13 protein-coding genes and 3 pseudogenes are annotated in these 14,985 nt (G+C 66.7%); 3 read left to right on the forward strand and 13 right to left on the reverse strand.

Translation table 11 applies throughout. The features are described 5' to 3' along the window. Positions 1 to 34: 34 nt before the first annotated feature. Positions 35 to 1,000, reverse strand: coding sequence for a FecR family protein (locus tag OM513_RS14340; RefSeq protein WP_264945178.1), 966 nt, complete (start codon positions 998 to 1,000; stop codon positions 35 to 37). A gap of 38 nt (positions 1,001 to 1,038) precedes the next feature. After that, positions 1,039 to 1,596, reverse strand: a complete 558-nt coding sequence (locus OM513_RS14345; protein WP_264945180.1) for an RNA polymerase sigma factor — start codon at positions 1,594 to 1,596, stop codon at positions 1,039 to 1,041. Between the two features lie 690 nt (positions 1,597 to 2,286). Between OM513_RS14345 and OM513_RS14350 the strand changes: the two genes are divergently transcribed. Further along, a complete protein-coding gene (locus tag OM513_RS14350; protein WP_264945182.1) occupies positions 2,287 to 3,249 on the forward strand; it encodes a LysR family transcriptional regulator in 963 nt (320 codons plus the stop codon). A gap of 100 nt (positions 3,250 to 3,349) precedes the next feature. On the opposite strand, the gene OM513_RS14355 is transcribed toward OM513_RS14350, so the two are convergent. The 3 genes from OM513_RS14355 to OM513_RS14365 all read right to left on the reverse strand — a co-directional run bounded on the left by OM513_RS14355 (position 3,350) and on the right by OM513_RS14365 (position 8,387). Then, the gene (locus tag OM513_RS14355; protein ID WP_264945183.1) at positions 3,350 to 6,427 is read right to left on the reverse strand and encodes a beta strand repeat-containing protein; all 3,078 of its coding nucleotides are present in this window, start codon (positions 6,425 to 6,427) and stop codon (positions 3,350 to 3,352) included. Between the two features lie 92 nt (positions 6,428 to 6,519). After that, positions 6,520 to 7,839 (reverse strand): CsgG/HfaB family protein, encoded by a 1,320-nt coding sequence (locus OM513_RS14360; protein WP_264945185.1) that lies wholly within the window; start codon positions 7,837 to 7,839, stop codon positions 6,520 to 6,522. Continuing rightward, the gene (locus OM513_RS14365; RefSeq protein WP_264945186.1) at positions 7,839 to 8,387 is read right to left on the reverse strand and encodes a hypothetical protein; all 549 of its coding nucleotides are present in this window, start codon (positions 8,385 to 8,387) and stop codon (positions 7,839 to 7,841) included. The genes OM513_RS14360 and OM513_RS14365 overlap by 1 nt, the downstream gene beginning before the upstream one ends. 272 nt (positions 8,388 to 8,659) lie before the next feature. On the opposite strand from OM513_RS14365, the gene OM513_RS14370 reads away from it, so the two are divergent. Next, entirely contained in the window at positions 8,660 to 10,141 is a 1,482-nt protein-coding gene (locus OM513_RS14370; RefSeq protein WP_264945187.1) for a hypothetical protein, read from the forward strand. A gap of 8 nt (positions 10,142 to 10,149) precedes the next feature. Then, positions 10,150 to 11,124, forward strand: coding sequence for a S1 family peptidase (locus OM513_RS14375; protein WP_264945189.1), 975 nt, complete (start codon positions 10,150 to 10,152; stop codon positions 11,122 to 11,124). A gap of 20 nt (positions 11,125 to 11,144) precedes the next feature. On the opposite strand, the gene OM513_RS14380 is transcribed toward OM513_RS14375, so the two are convergent. From OM513_RS14380 to OM513_RS14415, 8 genes and pseudogenes are all read right to left on the reverse strand, one after another. After that, positions 11,145 to 11,360, reverse strand: a complete 216-nt coding sequence (locus tag OM513_RS14380) for a DUF2274 domain-containing protein (RefSeq protein ID WP_264945190.1) — start codon at positions 11,358 to 11,360, stop codon at positions 11,145 to 11,147. Next, positions 11,357 to 12,562, reverse strand: coding sequence for a TrbI/VirB10 family protein (locus OM513_RS14385; protein ID WP_264945191.1), 1,206 nt, complete (start codon positions 12,560 to 12,562; stop codon positions 11,357 to 11,359). The genes OM513_RS14380 and OM513_RS14385 overlap by 4 nt, the downstream gene beginning before the upstream one ends. Further along, complete coding sequence (gene trbG, locus OM513_RS14390) at positions 12,559 to 13,551, reverse strand: P-type conjugative transfer protein TrbG (protein ID WP_264945192.1); 993 nt, start codon at positions 13,549 to 13,551, stop codon at positions 12,559 to 12,561. Before trbG ends, OM513_RS14385 begins: the two co-directional genes overlap by 4 nt. Continuing rightward, positions 13,548 to 13,925 (reverse strand): annotated as a pseudogene (trbF, locus tag OM513_RS14395) (conjugal transfer protein TrbF); the annotation flags it as partial. The pseudogene trbF and the gene trbG, both read right to left, overlap by 4 nt. Beyond that, positions 13,919 to 14,131: pseudogene (locus OM513_RS14400) on the reverse strand (hypothetical protein); the annotation flags it as partial. The pseudogenes OM513_RS14400 and trbF, both read right to left, overlap by 7 nt. 7 nt (positions 14,132 to 14,138) lie before the next feature. After that, positions 14,139 to 14,420, reverse strand: coding sequence for a VirB3 family type IV secretion system protein (locus OM513_RS14405; protein WP_452653714.1), 282 nt, complete (start codon positions 14,418 to 14,420; stop codon positions 14,139 to 14,141). After that, positions 14,417 to 14,746 (reverse strand): TrbC/VirB2 family protein, encoded by a 330-nt coding sequence (locus tag OM513_RS14410; RefSeq protein WP_264945194.1) that lies wholly within the window; start codon positions 14,744 to 14,746, stop codon positions 14,417 to 14,419. The genes OM513_RS14405 and OM513_RS14410 overlap by 4 nt, the downstream gene beginning before the upstream one ends. After that, positions 14,743 to 14,985: pseudogene (locus tag OM513_RS14415) on the reverse strand (P-type conjugative transfer ATPase TrbB); the annotation flags it as partial. The pseudogene OM513_RS14415 and the gene OM513_RS14410, both read right to left, overlap by 4 nt.

The raw sequence follows: 14,985 nt of genomic DNA on the forward strand, positions 1-14,985 counted from the left end.
AAACCCGCCCGAAATTATTCCGGGAGCGCCAGGATCATGGGCGGTGAAGGATCAGATCGCCTTGCGGCGACCGCTCGACACGCAGCGAGAAGGCTGCGGCCAAGGCAGCGGCAAGCTCATCGACAGGAAGCGGCCGAAACCCGCCGGTCACGCGTTGCGCCGCGAGCGACGGATCGCCCAGGCGGATCTTGCGCTGCGAGTAGCGATTGGTCTGCTCGAGGACGTCCCCGAGCGGCACGCCGTCGAAATCGAGCATGCCGGAGACCCATTGCTGCAACCCCGGCGAGGCCTTTGCCACCTGCGGGCGGCGGGTCAGGTCGGTGAAGCACTCGCCGGGCGCGAGCCGCGTGACTGCCGCGACGCTGCCGGCGGGCGCCAGCCCGCGGACATCGACCGAACCCCGAAACAGGCTGACCCTCACCCCTCCCGGCTCGAACCCGACGTCGAACAAGGTCCCGAGCGCCGTTACGGTCCGGCCGCCTGCCTCAACCCGGAACGGGCGTGCAGGATCGTGCGCGACATCGAACCGTGCGCGGCCCCGGACGAGCCGGACCTGACGCAGATCGCCCGACAGGCGCACCTCGATCGCGCTGTCGGTATCGAGCGTCACCGTCGAGCCGTCGGCGAGCTTCACGGTGCGGATCTCTCCCACCCGCGTTTCCTGCGGTTCGGCAAGCGCCACCACCGCGCCGCCAGGCACGCCGCTTGGCGAGCGCAGAAACCAGAACCCGGCCACAACGACCAGCAACAGCGCAATCGCCGCGAAAGCCGGCCGGGCACCTGGCATCTCCCAGATTGGAGGCCGCCGCTCGGGCAGGTGCCGGTTGCGCCCCATCTCGGTGTCGGCGAGCCCGCCCGTCTCGAGCCATTGGCCGCCCGCCTGCTCATAGGCTTCGCGGTGCGCCGGATCGGCGTCGCGCCAGCGCTCGAACTCGGGACGCAACGCCTCGCGATCGGGGCCCCGCATCCGCGCGAACCACATCCCGGCCTGCTTGATCACGGCGGGGCTGCGGCTGTCCTTCGGTCCCGAACCCGGCATCAATCCCTGCCCGCGTGCTGAAGGAGCATCGTCATCGCCTTGGCCATCTGCTTCTCAATACCCGAGACGGACATGCCGGTCCGTTCGGCGATTTCGTTGTAGCTGAGGCCGTCGAGGCGATGCGCCATGAATATTTCCCGAGTCTTGGGCTTCATCCGACGCATTACCGCCTCGATGCGCGCAAGACTATCGCGTGCTTCAAGACGCGACACTTCATTTGCCGCCGAAATGGCGTCTTCCTCGAACGGGACGTGCATCAGCTCGCCGCGACCTGCCGCGCTCTTTGCACGGTCGCGCAGGAGGTTGCGCGCCACTTGCCGCAGGAAAGCGCGGGGACGCGCGATTGGCTCGGTTCGCGTCTGCTCGCTCTGCGCCAGTCGGAGAAACACTTCCTGAGCGATATCGCCCGCGTCTTCCCGATTGGAACGATGGCGGGTGATGAACCGAACGAGCGCATGGCGTTCATCCCGATAGATCATCTCCAGTCCGAGCGGACCTGGCGCACCGTCGTCGGGATCGCCGAACGCCGGCACGGTCGAGGGTGCAGGCGGCTGCATCAAGCCGCTCCGCATCCAAGAACCCGTTCGCATCCCCGTCCGACCACGACGTCCATCGCCCCGCCTCCCATTTGCGAAGCGGGCCGGCAGGAGCCGGGTGTTGAGAACAAGTTTGAGGACTTGCGCCGACGCCTTTAGCCGCGAACGGCCTGAACATGCGCGTCGGCCACCCGGCCGCTAGTGCCTGGATAGGGATCTCAAACGAGGTTCTCACGCCTCGGCGCCACACTTTGAGCGGCGCGTTCCAAGACTAGGATTGGAACGGATCAAAAGGCAAGCCAATCAGGAAAACAGGGAATCGCAACCACTTCGGTGGAATCTTCGCGGTCCCTGCGGCCAAAAGGTCGCACGCGCCACAGGCGCAGAAAGGAGCGCACCCTTGCAGACGGACGGCCGTCGCGGCGGCGTGCGCGCGGGCCTGGGGGCCAGCCGCCGCCGTGACCCCCGGCCGGTCGCAAGTGTGCCACGCGGGCCAAAAAAGGCGCGGACCCTGACGCCTTCGCAGAAGGCGCAGCGCACGCTCCTCTGATCCCCCGCGTTCCACTCCTTGTCGCCCATTCGGCTAGGCGTTCGAAGCGTCAACATCGTGCGGCAATACGGACAATTGTCGCCGGCGAGGAAAGCGCGTGGCCAAAATTGTTTGATGGGCGCCCTTCCCATTTCTTGGAATAGCGGCCGTTTACCAAATACATGATCTTCGCGCCCGTCCATCTGGCGGCAACCCTGCCGCCGCTGGAGAGCGGAAAAGCGCCGATGATCGAAGTTCATTTGCTGCGCTACGCGCTGGCGGCTGCCGACAGCGGCAGCTTCAGCCAGGCGGCCGACCGGTTCGGGATCAAGCAATCGACGCTCAGCAAGCGCATCCATTATCTGGAGGACCGGCTCGGCGTCGCGCTGTTCCGCCGCTCGAGCCGCGGTGTGGTGCCCACAGACCCCGGTCCCGGCATTCTCCGCAAGGCCCGCCAGATCGTCGAAGATATAGACGCTCTCGACCAGGACTGCGCGGCGATCGCGCGGGGCACGGCCGGCCTGTTGCGGTTCGGCTTCCACGGCTCGCTCGGAAGCGGCGACCTCTCCGCCGTCGTTCGGGACTTCCGCGCGGCGTGGCCGGATGTGGAGCTGGCCGCGCGCGAGCGCAGTCGATCGCGGCTGCTGCGTGCGCTGGAGCGCGACCAGCTCGACTTTGCGGTGATGAGCGGACAGGCAGCGCGCCCCGGCATCGTCTCGCTGTCCTTCTGGAGCGAGCAGGTGATGATCGGCCTGGCCCGCGGCGATCCGCTGTGCGGATGCGATCCGCTCTACTGGTCCGATCTGCGCGGTATGACCTTCGTGATCAGCAAGGTCGATCCGGGCCCTTTCCTCAACGACCTGGTCGCCTCCCGGCTCTCGGGTCCGGGCTTCGGCCCCAGCGTCAAGGTCCAGGATGTCCGGCGCGAGAATCTGTTCTCGTTCGCGGGGAATGGCTGCTGCGTCGTCACGACGGGCATCGCGCGCGAAGATGACGATCTGGTGCTCCGCCCCGTGCATGACGCGTTCGGCGCCACTCATCTCGAGCAAGCGATCCATTGGCGCCGGGATAATGACAGCGCCGCGCTGCGGCGTTTCCTGGAGATGCTGGCGCACCGCTACGGGCGTCCATTGCCGTCCCACTGAGCGCAACCAGAAATTCGAAGGGCCGCCGCGCAAGGGGGATGCGCGGCGACCCTTCCCGCTTACCGGCTCGTCCCAGGGGGCGCGGGACGGCCGGAGCGGATCAGCGAAGGCTGGTGATGCTATTCGTCGCCTGGTTGCCGACCGCGACCGCGCTCACCTGGTTGCCGGTGAGGGCAAAGCTGCTGCCGGTCATCGATCCGAACGGCAGGGTCAGCTGATTGCCCGTCGCGATCGCCGTCACCGGACCATAGTTGGTCTGGCTGCTGACTATCGCGACGCTACCGGGCTGCCCGAACGAGGACAGGCTCGCCGCATTGGTCGCGGTGTTGCCATAGGCCGCAGCCGAGACATTGTTGCCGCCGATCGTCATCGACGCCTGGTTCATGCCGGTGAGAGGGCCGTTGAATGCCGCGCCGACCAGGCTGTTCGAGGCCGAAGCCGTCACGCTGCCATAGTTGGTCTGGGCGTTGAGCAGCGGCGCACCCGCGTCCGCCCAGATCTCGAACCGGCTGACCTCGGACGTGGCGGTTACCGGCGACGGCACACTTCCGTGCACCACAAGCTGGCTGTCGGCCGCATTGCCGCGCGCCAGCGCGCTGGTCGCATTGCCGTCGATCCCGACCGACGAGGCGTCGATCATCGGCATCGCGGGGAATTGCGATGCGCGGTAGCCGGCATCCAGCGACGCGTTCGCCGCGACACTCGCGGTGCTGGTCTGCATGTTGCCGAGCCCGCCCGCCACGCCGCCGCCCAGCGTGTCGATCGTGACGAGGTTTACGGCGCGGTTCGCATTCGCCTCGGCGACGGTCGTGTTGGCGTCGATCGCGAAGCGTGAGCCGGCCATGCCGATCCCGCTGTCGGTGTTCTCGATCGAGGTGACGGCATCGGCCGAAATGCTGCCGCCTGCGAACTGCAGATTGCCGAGCACATGGTCGCCCGAGATGCCGGGGCTCGAGACGATCGAGACGCGGGTGTTGCGGCCCGTCAGCGATCCCGCATCGACAGCATCGACCGCGAGGCGGTTGTCGGCCTCGTTGATGCCGGCATAGGCATGGTTGGTGTTGTCCTTCACCGAGACGCTCGAGCCATCCAGCGATCCGGGCGCGACAAGCGCCTGGGTCGACTGGGCGGTGCCGATCACCTGACCATATTGCGCCGAAGACAGGGCCGTGCCGGGTGCCGGCGTGTCCGCCGATCCGAGGCTGACCGCGCTCAGCGACAGCCGGTTGGCGACGGTGTTGCCGATGATCGTCGAGGCGACGCCATTGCCCTCGACAGCATAGGCCGAGCCATAGGCGCGATAGTCGCCGAGCATGCCGAAGCGACCCGACACCGCGCTGTTGATCTCGACCGCATCCTCCACCGAGCCCGACAGGCCGAGCTTCTGGCTGCTGGCCAGCGCATAGTCGGCGGCGGCGCCATAGCCTTCGATCAGGGGTCCGGAGACCGCCTCGCCATGCCCGCTGCCATTGGCGAAGCTGGTGCCGGTCACGCTCATGCTGTTCGACGCCGAATTGCCGACCGCGTTGCCGACCAGCACATTGTCGCGGACCGACAGTCCGGACTCGATCACGGTCGCGGGAAGCGCGAGAATGACGCCGAGCGGCCAGGCACCGCCGCCCGCCTCGACCCGGATCTCGCCGTTGCCGCTCTGGACATTGTTGAGATCGGCGCTGGTGCGCAGCAGCGGCGCGCTGAGGGTGAGGCCGTTCGTCGCGGCGTTGCCGGTCGCGGCGACGCTGACCATGTTACCGTTGGCGGCGAGTGACGACCGCTCGACGGGCGAGAGCACGCCGAGCTTGAGGGCGCTGGTGGAGCCTGCGCCGATGCTGGACTCCCCGAAGTCCTGCACATTGTGGACGCTGAACGGGGCGGTGACGCTGGAGCTGTTGTCGAACCCGGCGGACGCGGTGCCGACCGGACCCGAACCCGGAAGCCCGAACGTATCGACGGTGCCGGCTTCGACGGTCAGCTGGTTGCGCTCCGCAAGATTGGCGACCGCGACGGCGCGCGCGCTATTGTCCGAGAGCGACGCCTGAGCGTTCGTCATGGCGCCCAGGATGTTGGTCCGGATGCCGCCGACGGTATCGGCCTCGACATCGGTCGCACCGGCACGCTGGACAGCGGTCAGGTTGGCGACCGCGCCGCTTCCCGAAACCGTGCCGACGCGCAGCGACATCGCGTTGTCGGACTGGTTGCCATAGCCGCCGGCGACCAGTGCGTCGCCGTCATGCCGCGCGGTGGAAGCCGACAGCGACCCGAACACGACCAGGTGGAAGGGATCGGAACCGTCGTTTTCGCCCGCGCGAACGGTAACCGCGCCGTCCTGCTGCTGGTGGGTGAGCGTCGCGAAGGTCGCCGAGATCGTCGGGTCGCCATCGGCCGAGCCCGGAACCAGCGAGACCGGGCCGCCATCCGCGGAACCGAATGCACTCGCCCCGGTGACGGTGAAGTCGCTGGAGAAAGCGTTGCCATAGCCGAGCGCCCGGACGAGGTTGTCCGTCATCGCGAGATCGCTGCCGAAGGTGGCGGCGGTGCCGATGCGCACCGCCGCCATGTTGGTCGAGGTGACCGCCGAGCGCGTGTCGTTCGACTGGAAGCCGATTATGCCGCCAGCTGCCGGCTGCTGGAGCCCTTCGAGCGACAGGATGGCCGCGGCATCGTTGCCGAGTGCCTGGGCATCGAGCCGGTTGTCGGCGACCGCGACGCTGTTGGCGCGGCTGGTGTCGATATTGATGCCGAGCGTGCCGCCGGTGCTGAGCGCCGTCGCGATCGAGGTGGCGCCGCGCTGGGTAGTGACCAGGAGTGCGTCGCCATCGGCGGTGACCGCACGATTGCCCGAGGTGAGATGGGTGACCGCGCGCTGGCCGCCGAGCTCGGCGGAGTCGATCGAGAGCGCGCTGTCCGACCGATTGGCGCGGACCGATGCGGTGACGCCGTTGGCGCGCAGCGCGATATCGGAGGTCTGGGCGGGAGGCGCGGCCAGCACAATCTCGAAGCCGCTGGTATCGGCGAGTGCGCGAACATGGTCGGTGCGCTGGTGGTCGGCGACGACGCGGGTTCCGCTGACCTGGTCGGCGGACTGCGCCGAAGCGGGCGTGACGGCCAGCATTGCGGCAAGCGCGGCGGTGGCGCCGCCGATCATCAGCGCGGTGCGGGAATGAGTGATACGGGACATGGGGATACTCCGGTTCAGGGGATAAGGGGCAGTCGGTGAGGGTCTTCAGGCTGTCGGGTGGGCGCCTCCCTGGGACTTGAGGGACGGGCTGCTCAGCCGCCGATGCGGAGCCGAGCCAGATCCTGCGCGCCGGCGTCGCCGCGGTGCAGGGTGGTGTCGGAGGAAGCGGGCCGCCACCGCAGGGCGATCTTTCCCTTGGCGACGCCGCGCGCGGTCAGCGCGTCCACAACCGCGGCGATGCGCTGGTCGGTGAGCGCATCACGTTTAGCAGGCTCGAGCACCTCGATGTCGCGCGCGACGATGCGGAGCTCGACCGGCGCGGTACGGGCAGCGTTTGCGATACGGTCGAGCGCGGCCAACGCCGAACCGCCGAGATCGGAGGACCCCGGTTCGAACATCAGCGCTGCACCATCACTCCTTCCCGGATTCGTCTGCGGCAGCGTGTTGAGGGCCTGAGCGGCGTCGTCGACCAGACCCTTCGCGACCGGTCCGGTACGTTCCGCGAACCGGATGGGCGGAAGTGTGATCGCCGGGTTCCATGACTGCATCGCGATGCAGCCCTGCGGATCGACGCCCGCGACCGCGCCGACCAGCCGCATCGTCGCTTCCTCGAGCGTCGTGCGGATGCCGAGCTGCAACGGCTCTTGGCCCTTCGCACCGATGTTCACGTCGAACAGGTCGGACCCGAAGAAGCGGAAGGTGTTGAAGCCGACCTCATAGCCGGTGAACTGCTTGGTCAGGCTGACGGTGCGCGCGACCAACAGCGAGCGGGTGTCGACGATCCGGAGATCGATCGCGACCGACTGGGTGTAGGTCCGGACCTTGGGACCGACCTGACCGATGCGCACTTCGGCGCCTCCCGAGCGGATATTGTAGTTGAGCTCGGTGATGCCCCCGACGATGTAATAGTCCGAGGCGGCGATGCTGCCGCCATAGTAAGGCAGCCAAGGCACGCTCGACGGGCCGTTCGCCCCACCGACATTGTGCGGGCTGCCGTCGCCGAGCTGGCGCCGGTCGGTATAGCCGAGTTCGCGTTCGCCGATCGTTGGATCGAACCGCTCGGCGAGCGTGACCGGCCCCGCCAGCTTGCCGAGCGCCGAGGACACCATCAGCGCCCCGCCCTGGGTGATGGCGGTGCCCTCGCTGACCGAATATTTGCCGGTGAAATCCCGGACATCGCCGACCGCGATTACGACAGGCTTGTGCCGCACAGCCGAAAGCTCGGCGCTGAAGCACGCGAAGGCGGGGTCCATCGGGGTGCGGTTGTCGCGCGCGGCGCCACCGATCAGCACCGGCTCTTCCCCCGGTGCCAGCCGCTGCTGCCTGAGGCTGACGCAGCCCGAGAGACCTGGCAGCACCAGCGCGGAAAGCAGCAGGCGGACGCGCCGCGCTCCGATGACAGGCGCCAGCATCAGTTGAGCGCTCCGAAGCCGCAGGCGGTGCTGCCTGAGACGCTGGCGCGCTGATCGCCCGAATTGGACTGCGAGGAATTGAGCGCCTGCCAGGCGGGACCGTCAGCAGTCGCGCCGGTCGCCCCGATCGCGGTCGAGGCGATGGGGCCATCGTTGCGCTGGTCGACGCCGACATCGGTGCGGCCTTCGCCGGATGCGGTGCCGACATTGCCGGTCGCGGCGGAACTGGCGCCGGTCACCGTGGGAGAATTGGCGACGGCGCTCTGCGCGCCGCTATTGCCGACCGCGCTCGCCGCAACCGAGCAATTATACTGGCGCGCAATCGTGGTGTAATAGATCGGCGCTGCGTAGATGCCGGCGCGCTGCCTGGCGATCAGGTCGGCAACGGCCGCGCGGGCGGCGAGATCCTGCGGCGTCTCGAACTGCCAGGCCCGGTTTTCGCCGACTTCCTGCGCGAATGCAGGACCGGCGGCCAGCGTTGCCAGGAGTGCTGCGGCGGCGCCCAGGCGCAGCCGGCAACAACCGCGGAATTCGATCCCCTTCATCATGGTAATGCTCCTCTCGCCACGCGGCAGCGCGGCGTCGGGAGCAAGGAAGAGAAGCGCAAATGGCTGCGCCGCAACAGTTATCCGCGATCGTCGTGCGCTGGCGTAGAATTAGAAAAGTCTGGCGATTCCGGCATCGCGGCCCGAGATGTGACCGTCGATCTGCGACCGACTGGATGTGCGACCGAGTGCTGCGAGTCGGCGGGGCACCGAGGACCCCTAGCGATATGACAATGCAGACACGATCTCTCCGTATTGCCGAACGGAGATATCGGGTGTCACGATCACGGGTTCATGGGAGTGGCAAAGCCGCAAAGGTACCGGCCGGCGAGCTGCTGGATCAAATTCTCGGCGATGTCCTCGCCACAGCGACCATGCCGTATGAGGAGTGGCACAAGCTGTGGCCCGATCCTTTCACCGCGATGGCGATTCCGGTCGGAGGAAGGCGGCAATATCAGTGCACGCAACGCGCAATAGATGCCGCACATACTCTCACCCAGCAAACGTGGGATGCGCGTGACGACCTTCGCCAGACAATGACGCGCCAAGCGTTCGACCGCGTCTCGTTCACAGCGATCGGCGATGCGGTTGCAACGTGCCGGCGCCACCTCCCACCAGTGAAGTCGACCGGTCCTGTCGATGACAGCTTTTTCGACGCGATGGCCGGTGACTATGAATACTATCTCGAAGCTGGATCGGCCAAGATCCGGCCGGACCTGGATCGCCACATTCCATGTCATCTGTTCGATGCGAACCAAGCGGTCCCGGCGTTCGATGTCGGCCCCGTCGCGTTCCGCCCGCGTGGCGACTGGATCGCGCGCTACGTCCTCGATCCGACGGTGCTTGGTCATGTCCAGCAGGTCGAGAGCGGAGCAGTATCGCTCGAGACGTTTCGAAATCAGGCGTTCGCTGCCGGCAGTGCGCCTGAGCTGACGCAGGCGTTGGAAGTACTGACCTTCCTCGGCGGTTACGGCTGGGTCGCAACGCTCCGGACTGTCGGGCACGAGTTGACGCGGTCGCACGAAAAGGCGTCGGTGATCGTTGGGCTTGCAATAGACGTGATCGGCCTGCGCTTTCACCTCGAAAATGCTCGCCTCCTTACCAAGGCCGGGCGCCAGCATCTGTTTCATGAATCGCGCCTCGCTACTACCGTGGCGGGACAGCTGTTGAAGGGATCGTCTTCGCAGCGTGCTGGCCTGGGTGCGGCGCCCGGCGCCCTGGCTGCCAAAATGCGGGCCGAACAATCCTTCCTCGATCAAGCCGGCAAGGTGCTGCAGGCCTATGTGGACGGAAGGAACACGGGCAAAGCTCCTCACCTGATCGAGCGATGGGCGAACGCCCTTTACTGGTTTGGAGAAGCGCGCCGAGAGTCCTCGGACTTCATGGCCGTGGTCAATTATGGATGTGCTGCTGATGGTTTGTCGGGTGCCGGCGGCAAGGCGGAAAAGATGATTGATTTTGCCGACGCCGCTTTGAACCCCAAGAGCGAGCCGACCCCCGCGGGGGTGGTAAGCGTGAAGGATTCGGTCTCCCAGGTCTATCGCGAGGGACGCAATAAGCTGGCTCATGGCGAGGAATCAGGGCTCTTCGAAGATCTGACCCGCACCCGGGCGATTGGCGACAACCTGCTGACCTCGCTCCTGAATGAAGTCACGCCCGAGATTGCGGAAATCATTGCGAACCGTCCTCAGGTGCTCACTGTGCCTGAAGAGCACGCCTATCGCGCGCTGGTCGTGCGCCTGCAAAGCCGGGCGTAGGCCGCGCGATGCCCTTTCCATCAAAGAAGGAATATCCTGACGAACGCGGCCTGTTCGTCGTGCAGGATCCGCAGGTGCGTGCCCGCATCTTGCCACTGTTCTCCTTCGACCCGCAAGCTCCCGCGGAGCGCCCGGTCGGCCACGGCACTGCCTTTCGAATTGACCCATGGGGTACCTGCGCGACGGCATTTCATGTCGTAGAGGATCTTTTGACCGTCGCCGGGGGCCAAGCTGTGTTGCGCGATGATATTCGCCTCGCTGCACTTGAGTTCGAGGGGATCGGATATGGAACCTTCGCGCTCCCGAAAGATAGCTGGCGCCCGTTCTCGGGCATGTTCAGCCTCAGCCGGGTCGATGTTCCACTCGTTGGGACCCCGCGCGTTCGCAACGTCACCGAATTGGCAGCGCTGAGTATCGAGCGCTCGGGTAGCGCCAACGGGCCGACACCGTATTTGCCGATCGATATGCGACAGTGGCAGCCAAAGGTAGGTGAGCGGGTCATGGCGCTCGGTTTCGCCGATCTTGACGTCGACGCACATGGAGAAGGCGATGCGCGCGCCATGAGTCAGTATCTCTATGGTTCGGAAGCCGCCATTTGCGAGATCCAGAAGCCTGATCTCCAGACCAACCGGCCATGGCCAGTCTTCCGCGTCGAGGCAGATTGGCCAGGCGGCATGAGCGGCGGCCCGGTCTTCAACGAGGAAGGCAATGTGATCGGCCTCGTCAGCACGGGATTGGTGGGTGGCGGTATCGGAACAGCGACGAGCTTCGCCGGATGGAATGTCGCGGAAGGTACTTTCCGAACGCTCGATCCCTCCAATCCTGGCGCGCTCCTGTGCTGGACAGCGTTCGACGCTGAGGACCGGATCGTGTCCTATGCACCGGCCAAGGATATGCTGCTCCCGTTAGTCGCGGACGGGCGAGCGACCGAGATCCATGCAACCGCCCTGAACCCAGAAACCGGCAATTACTTTCTGCTCTGACCGAGTTCAGGCTGGACCATTCAACCCGTTCGCCGCACCTTCGCGAAGGCGCGGTCGTCCGCCATGAATTGGGCGAGCATTGGCACGATCAGCTTGGCCGGACCTTGCGAGGCCTGACCTGTCTCAGCAGCATGCGCGTCTGCATAGGCCGTGAGGTCGCGATAGACATCGGCCGGGACGTCGATCGAGAGTTTGACGGGCTTGTCGTCCGCGATGGGGCCGAGCTTGAGCGTCATTTCGATCCCCCGTCGCCCGGCGCGATCACGATGTCGCGTGTCACGATGACGCGCAGCTGAAAACCCGGCCGAATCGTGAGCGTCGGTTGCACGCCAATCTGGCGCCGGACCAGGTCCTGCCCTGTCCGCCCTATCGATTGCGACGTGCCTTGCCGCAGCGCTCGGACAAGCTCATCGTCACCGCTGCTACCGACCTCGGTGCCGACACTGAGCAGCGTGGAGATCAGCGCAGCGCGCAGCATGCCGCCCCAATGCTGGTTCACGCGGTCCTGGAGACCAGAGTAGCCGGCACCGTCCGCGCCGGGCAGCCGGTCGAGCTGGATCGATCGGCCGTCGGGCAGGATCAGGCGGTCCCAGGCGAGTAGCACGCGATTCTGGCCGAACGAGACCTGCGAGTCATATTCGCCAATCAGCCGGCTGCCCTGCGGAATCAGCAGATATTTCCCGCCCACGCTGTCGTAGACATTCTGGGTCACCTGGGCGGTGATCGTTCCCGGCAGGTCGGAGCGTATGCCCGTGATCAGGGCGGCAGAAATGACGCTCCCCGCCTGCACCATATAGGGCGAGCTCGGCTGAACGATGCGATAGCTGCTTTCGGTCGGGTCCTTGTCCGACGCGCGGAGAAAATCGCGCTTCCCGCCCTGGTCGGTTGTAGCGGCGCTCGCCGGCGCTGGGACCGGGACCGCGTCCTGCGAAGCAGGTAAAACCAGTGCCTGCGGTGCGGCCGCTGCAATCGACGGGGACGTGCTCTCTCCGCCCGCGAAAACCTTGCTGGTTCTGGCGGCGTCCCGCTCCTGTCGCACCCGATCCCGCGCGGCTTGGGCGGCGTTCGCACCCATTGACGGGGGCGACGAGGGCGCACCGATCGGCGGCGGCGAGACGTCAACGCCGCGTTGCTGCGCGGAAAGGATCGGGCGGCCAAGGTCGCCCGGAAGCGGCGGGCCGAGCTTGGGCACTTGCGAATAGTCCTTGGGTGCGCCGGCTAGGCTGTCCGTGGCGCGATTGTCTGTCGCATAAAGCTCGGTCTGGTTCTTGGGCGCCGCAGGCTGGAGGGCGTAGATCAGCGCTCCGCCGATGCCGGCGGTCGCGACCAATCCTACGCCTGCCAGCGCCTTTCGCGAGAGCCGCATCACGCGCGGCGGATCGCCGCGCAGGCGCAGGTCGGCCGGGCTGATCGGGGCCGGTTCGGCGGACGCGGTCATTTCGATTGCTCCCGGCGCGCGACCGTCTGGCGAAGGATGCGGACGCGCTGATCGGACTTGCCGGCGCTCAGGCGCATCTCGGCGCCGTCGAATAGGCGATCGACAACCAGATAGCGTCCGCGGACACGGTAGTTGACCAAGTCGCCCTCACCCCTGGAACCGACGATGAACAGCGGCGGGAGGTCGCTCTGGCCGATGCCCGGCGGCAGCTCGATGAATACCTGGCGGCCATCGTCGAACGCACGCAGCGGACGCCATGCCGGACGGTCGCCTTCGACGCGATATTGGAAGTTGAGCGCATCGATCTCGACGCCGGGCACGGCCGCAGCCACGGCTGCCGCCTCGCGGTTACGTGCCGCGAGCGCGATCAATGCGTCCTGTGGATAAGTCCACGACACCGACGCCATGTAGGTTTCGGGGGTCGATCGTAGCTCAACATGATATGTGCGGCGGTCGGTATTGATGACCAGATTGGTGACGAGGCCGCTTCGGGTCGGCTTGACGAGGATGTGGACGCGCTGACCCGCGCCCGTGCCGCTGACCGTGTCGCCGATGATCCAGCGCACCGTGTCACCGGCAGCTACCGGACCTGGCCCGACCAGCTGCTCGCCTTCCTGGAGCGCGATATCGGTTACCTGCCCCGGGGCGGCGTATAGCTGGTAGAGCGCGCCTTCGGCCCAAGGGTAGAGCTGGATCGCGTTGAGGAAACCCTCGCGAACCGGTTGCATGCGCGCTGCCGCGTTCGCAGTGCCGACACGCGTCCTGGGATCGGCAGCCTCGGGCAGGGTCGATGCCGTCATCGGCTTCAATTGGCCGGGAAGCGGCAAGGGCTCGGGGATGCGCACGATCTCGACCGCCTTGGGCTGGTCGGGGTCCGGCACTGCAGCCGGTGCTGCGTCGAACGTCAGTGGCGGGGTTTGCGCGTGGGAGGCGGTGCAAGCGGCGAGCGGCATGCTCGCCAGCAGCAGGGCCAAGCGGATGGGGGTCATTGCGAGAGCTCCTTTGACCAGTTGAGGGCGTTGACGAACACGCCGAGCGGATTCTTGCGCAGGGCGTCAGGCGTGCGGGGGGTCTGGATCACCACGGTCGCAATCGCCGACCAGCGCTCGGTCGCGGCGAGGCTTCCGTCCTGATAGCGACGCTCGGTCCAGGAAATGCGAAAGCTGCTGTCCGAGGCGCGGATGACGCTCGAGACGTCGACGGCCACCTGGACCTTGCCGACCTGCGTGAACGGGTCGTTGTTGCGGGCATAGTCGTTGAGCGCGAGCGCGCCCTTGGCGGTGGTGAATTCATAGGCCCGGAGCCAGCTCTGGCGCAAAACAACCGGATCGGCCGGAATGCCGCGCACATTCTCGATGATCCGAGGCGGCGGAGCGCGCTGTTGAGCCGGCCCGCGGTCGCGACCAGCTCGGCGGGCGTCGCCGAATCCAGGTCCGGCCCACGGATCGCGGCGGTTCGCTGGAACGAGCCGTCCTTGTTGAGGACGACGCCAGGCGCGATCAGTGCCGCCCAGGGTAGGAAGTCGGACAGGGTCGTGCCGCGCGCACGATATTCGCGGAGGAACATCATCGCCGCCTCACGCGCGCAGGAAGGCGGGGTAGCGCATATGGCGCCGGCCGACTTCGAGGAACTGGGGATCCCGGCGCGCCGCCCATACTGCTGCCGCATGGCCGACCGCCCAGATGAGCAGTCCGACAAGCCACAGCCGCAGCCCCAGGCCGACGGCGCCTGCGAGCGTGCCGTTGACGATCGCGACCGAGCGCGGCGCACCGCCAAGCAGGATTTGCTCGGTCAGCGCGCGGTGGACGGGCGCGAAATAGCCAGGAATGGCCGCGCCGGGATCGAGCGCTTCCATCAGATCAGCGCCCCGCCGCCAAAGCTGAAGAAGCTGAGGAAGAAGGAGCTGGCCGCGAACGCGATGCTCAGCCCGAACACGATCTGGATGAGGCGGCGGAAGCCGCCCGAGGTCTCGCCGAACGCCAGCGTCAGGCCGGTGACGATGATGATGATCACCGCGATGATCTTGGCGACCGGTCCTTCGATACTCTCAAGGATGGACTGGAGCGGACTCTCCCAGGGCATCGACGATCCCGAGGCGTGGGCGGGACCGGCTGCGAGCGCAACGAGCGCGCAGGTGGTGAGGGCCGCCGCACGATCGCGGGCAGCGGATAGAGAGAGGTTCATTCGGCTTCTCCGTGGTCAAGGAAGTGGAGGCGGTATTCGCCAGAGGGTTCGAGCCCTTCGACGCGAGCGAGCTCGGCGAGGCGCCGGCCGGCGCCGTCGCGCACCAGCACCGCGATCAGGCCGACGGTCTCGGCGATCAGCGGGCGTGGGACGGTGGTGACGGCTTCCTGGATCAGTTGCTCGAGGCGGCGGAGCGCGCCGATGGCAGTGCCGGCGTGGATCGTCCCGAACCCGCCCGG

It is taken from the genome of Sphingomonas canadensis, from assembly GCF_026013525.1.
In the GTDB taxonomy this organism is placed as follows: domain Bacteria; phylum Pseudomonadota; class Alphaproteobacteria; order Sphingomonadales; family Sphingomonadaceae; genus Sphingomonas; species Sphingomonas canadensis.

Bases quoted from the DNA above. Each gene is read 5' to 3' on its own strand.
- OM513_RS14345 (WP_264945180.1), bottom strand. From the start codon at position 1,596: ATGCAGCCGCCTGCACCCTCGACCGTGCCGGCGTTCGGCGATCCCGAC.
- OM513_RS14350 (WP_264945182.1), top strand. From the start codon at position 2,287: ATGATCTTCGCGCCCGTCCATCTGGCGGCAACCCTGCCGCCGCTGGAG.
- OM513_RS14355 (WP_264945183.1), bottom strand. From the start codon at position 6,427: ATGTCCCGTATCACTCATTCCCGCACCGCGCTGATGATCGGCGGCGCC.
- OM513_RS14360 (WP_264945185.1), bottom strand. From the start codon at position 7,839: ATGCTGGCGCCTGTCATCGGAGCGCGGCGCGTCCGCCTGCTGCTTTCC.
- OM513_RS14365 (WP_264945186.1), bottom strand. From the start codon at position 8,387: ATGATGAAGGGGATCGAATTCCGCGGTTGTTGCCGGCTGCGCCTGGGC.
- OM513_RS14375 (WP_264945189.1), top strand. From the start codon at position 10,150: ATGCCCTTTCCATCAAAGAAGGAATATCCTGACGAACGCGGCCTGTTC.
- OM513_RS14380 (WP_264945190.1), bottom strand. From the start codon at position 11,360: ATGACGCTCAAGCTCGGCCCCATCGCGGACGACAAGCCCGTCAAACTC.
- OM513_RS14385 (WP_264945191.1), bottom strand. From the start codon at position 12,562: ATGACCGCGTCCGCCGAACCGGCCCCGATCAGCCCGGCCGACCTGCGC.
- trbG (WP_264945192.1), bottom strand. From the start codon at position 13,551: ATGACCCCCATCCGCTTGGCCCTGCTGCTGGCGAGCATGCCGCTCGCC.
- OM513_RS14410 (WP_264945194.1), bottom strand. From the start codon at position 14,746: ATGAACCTCTCTCTATCCGCTGCCCGCGATCGTGCGGCGGCCCTCACC.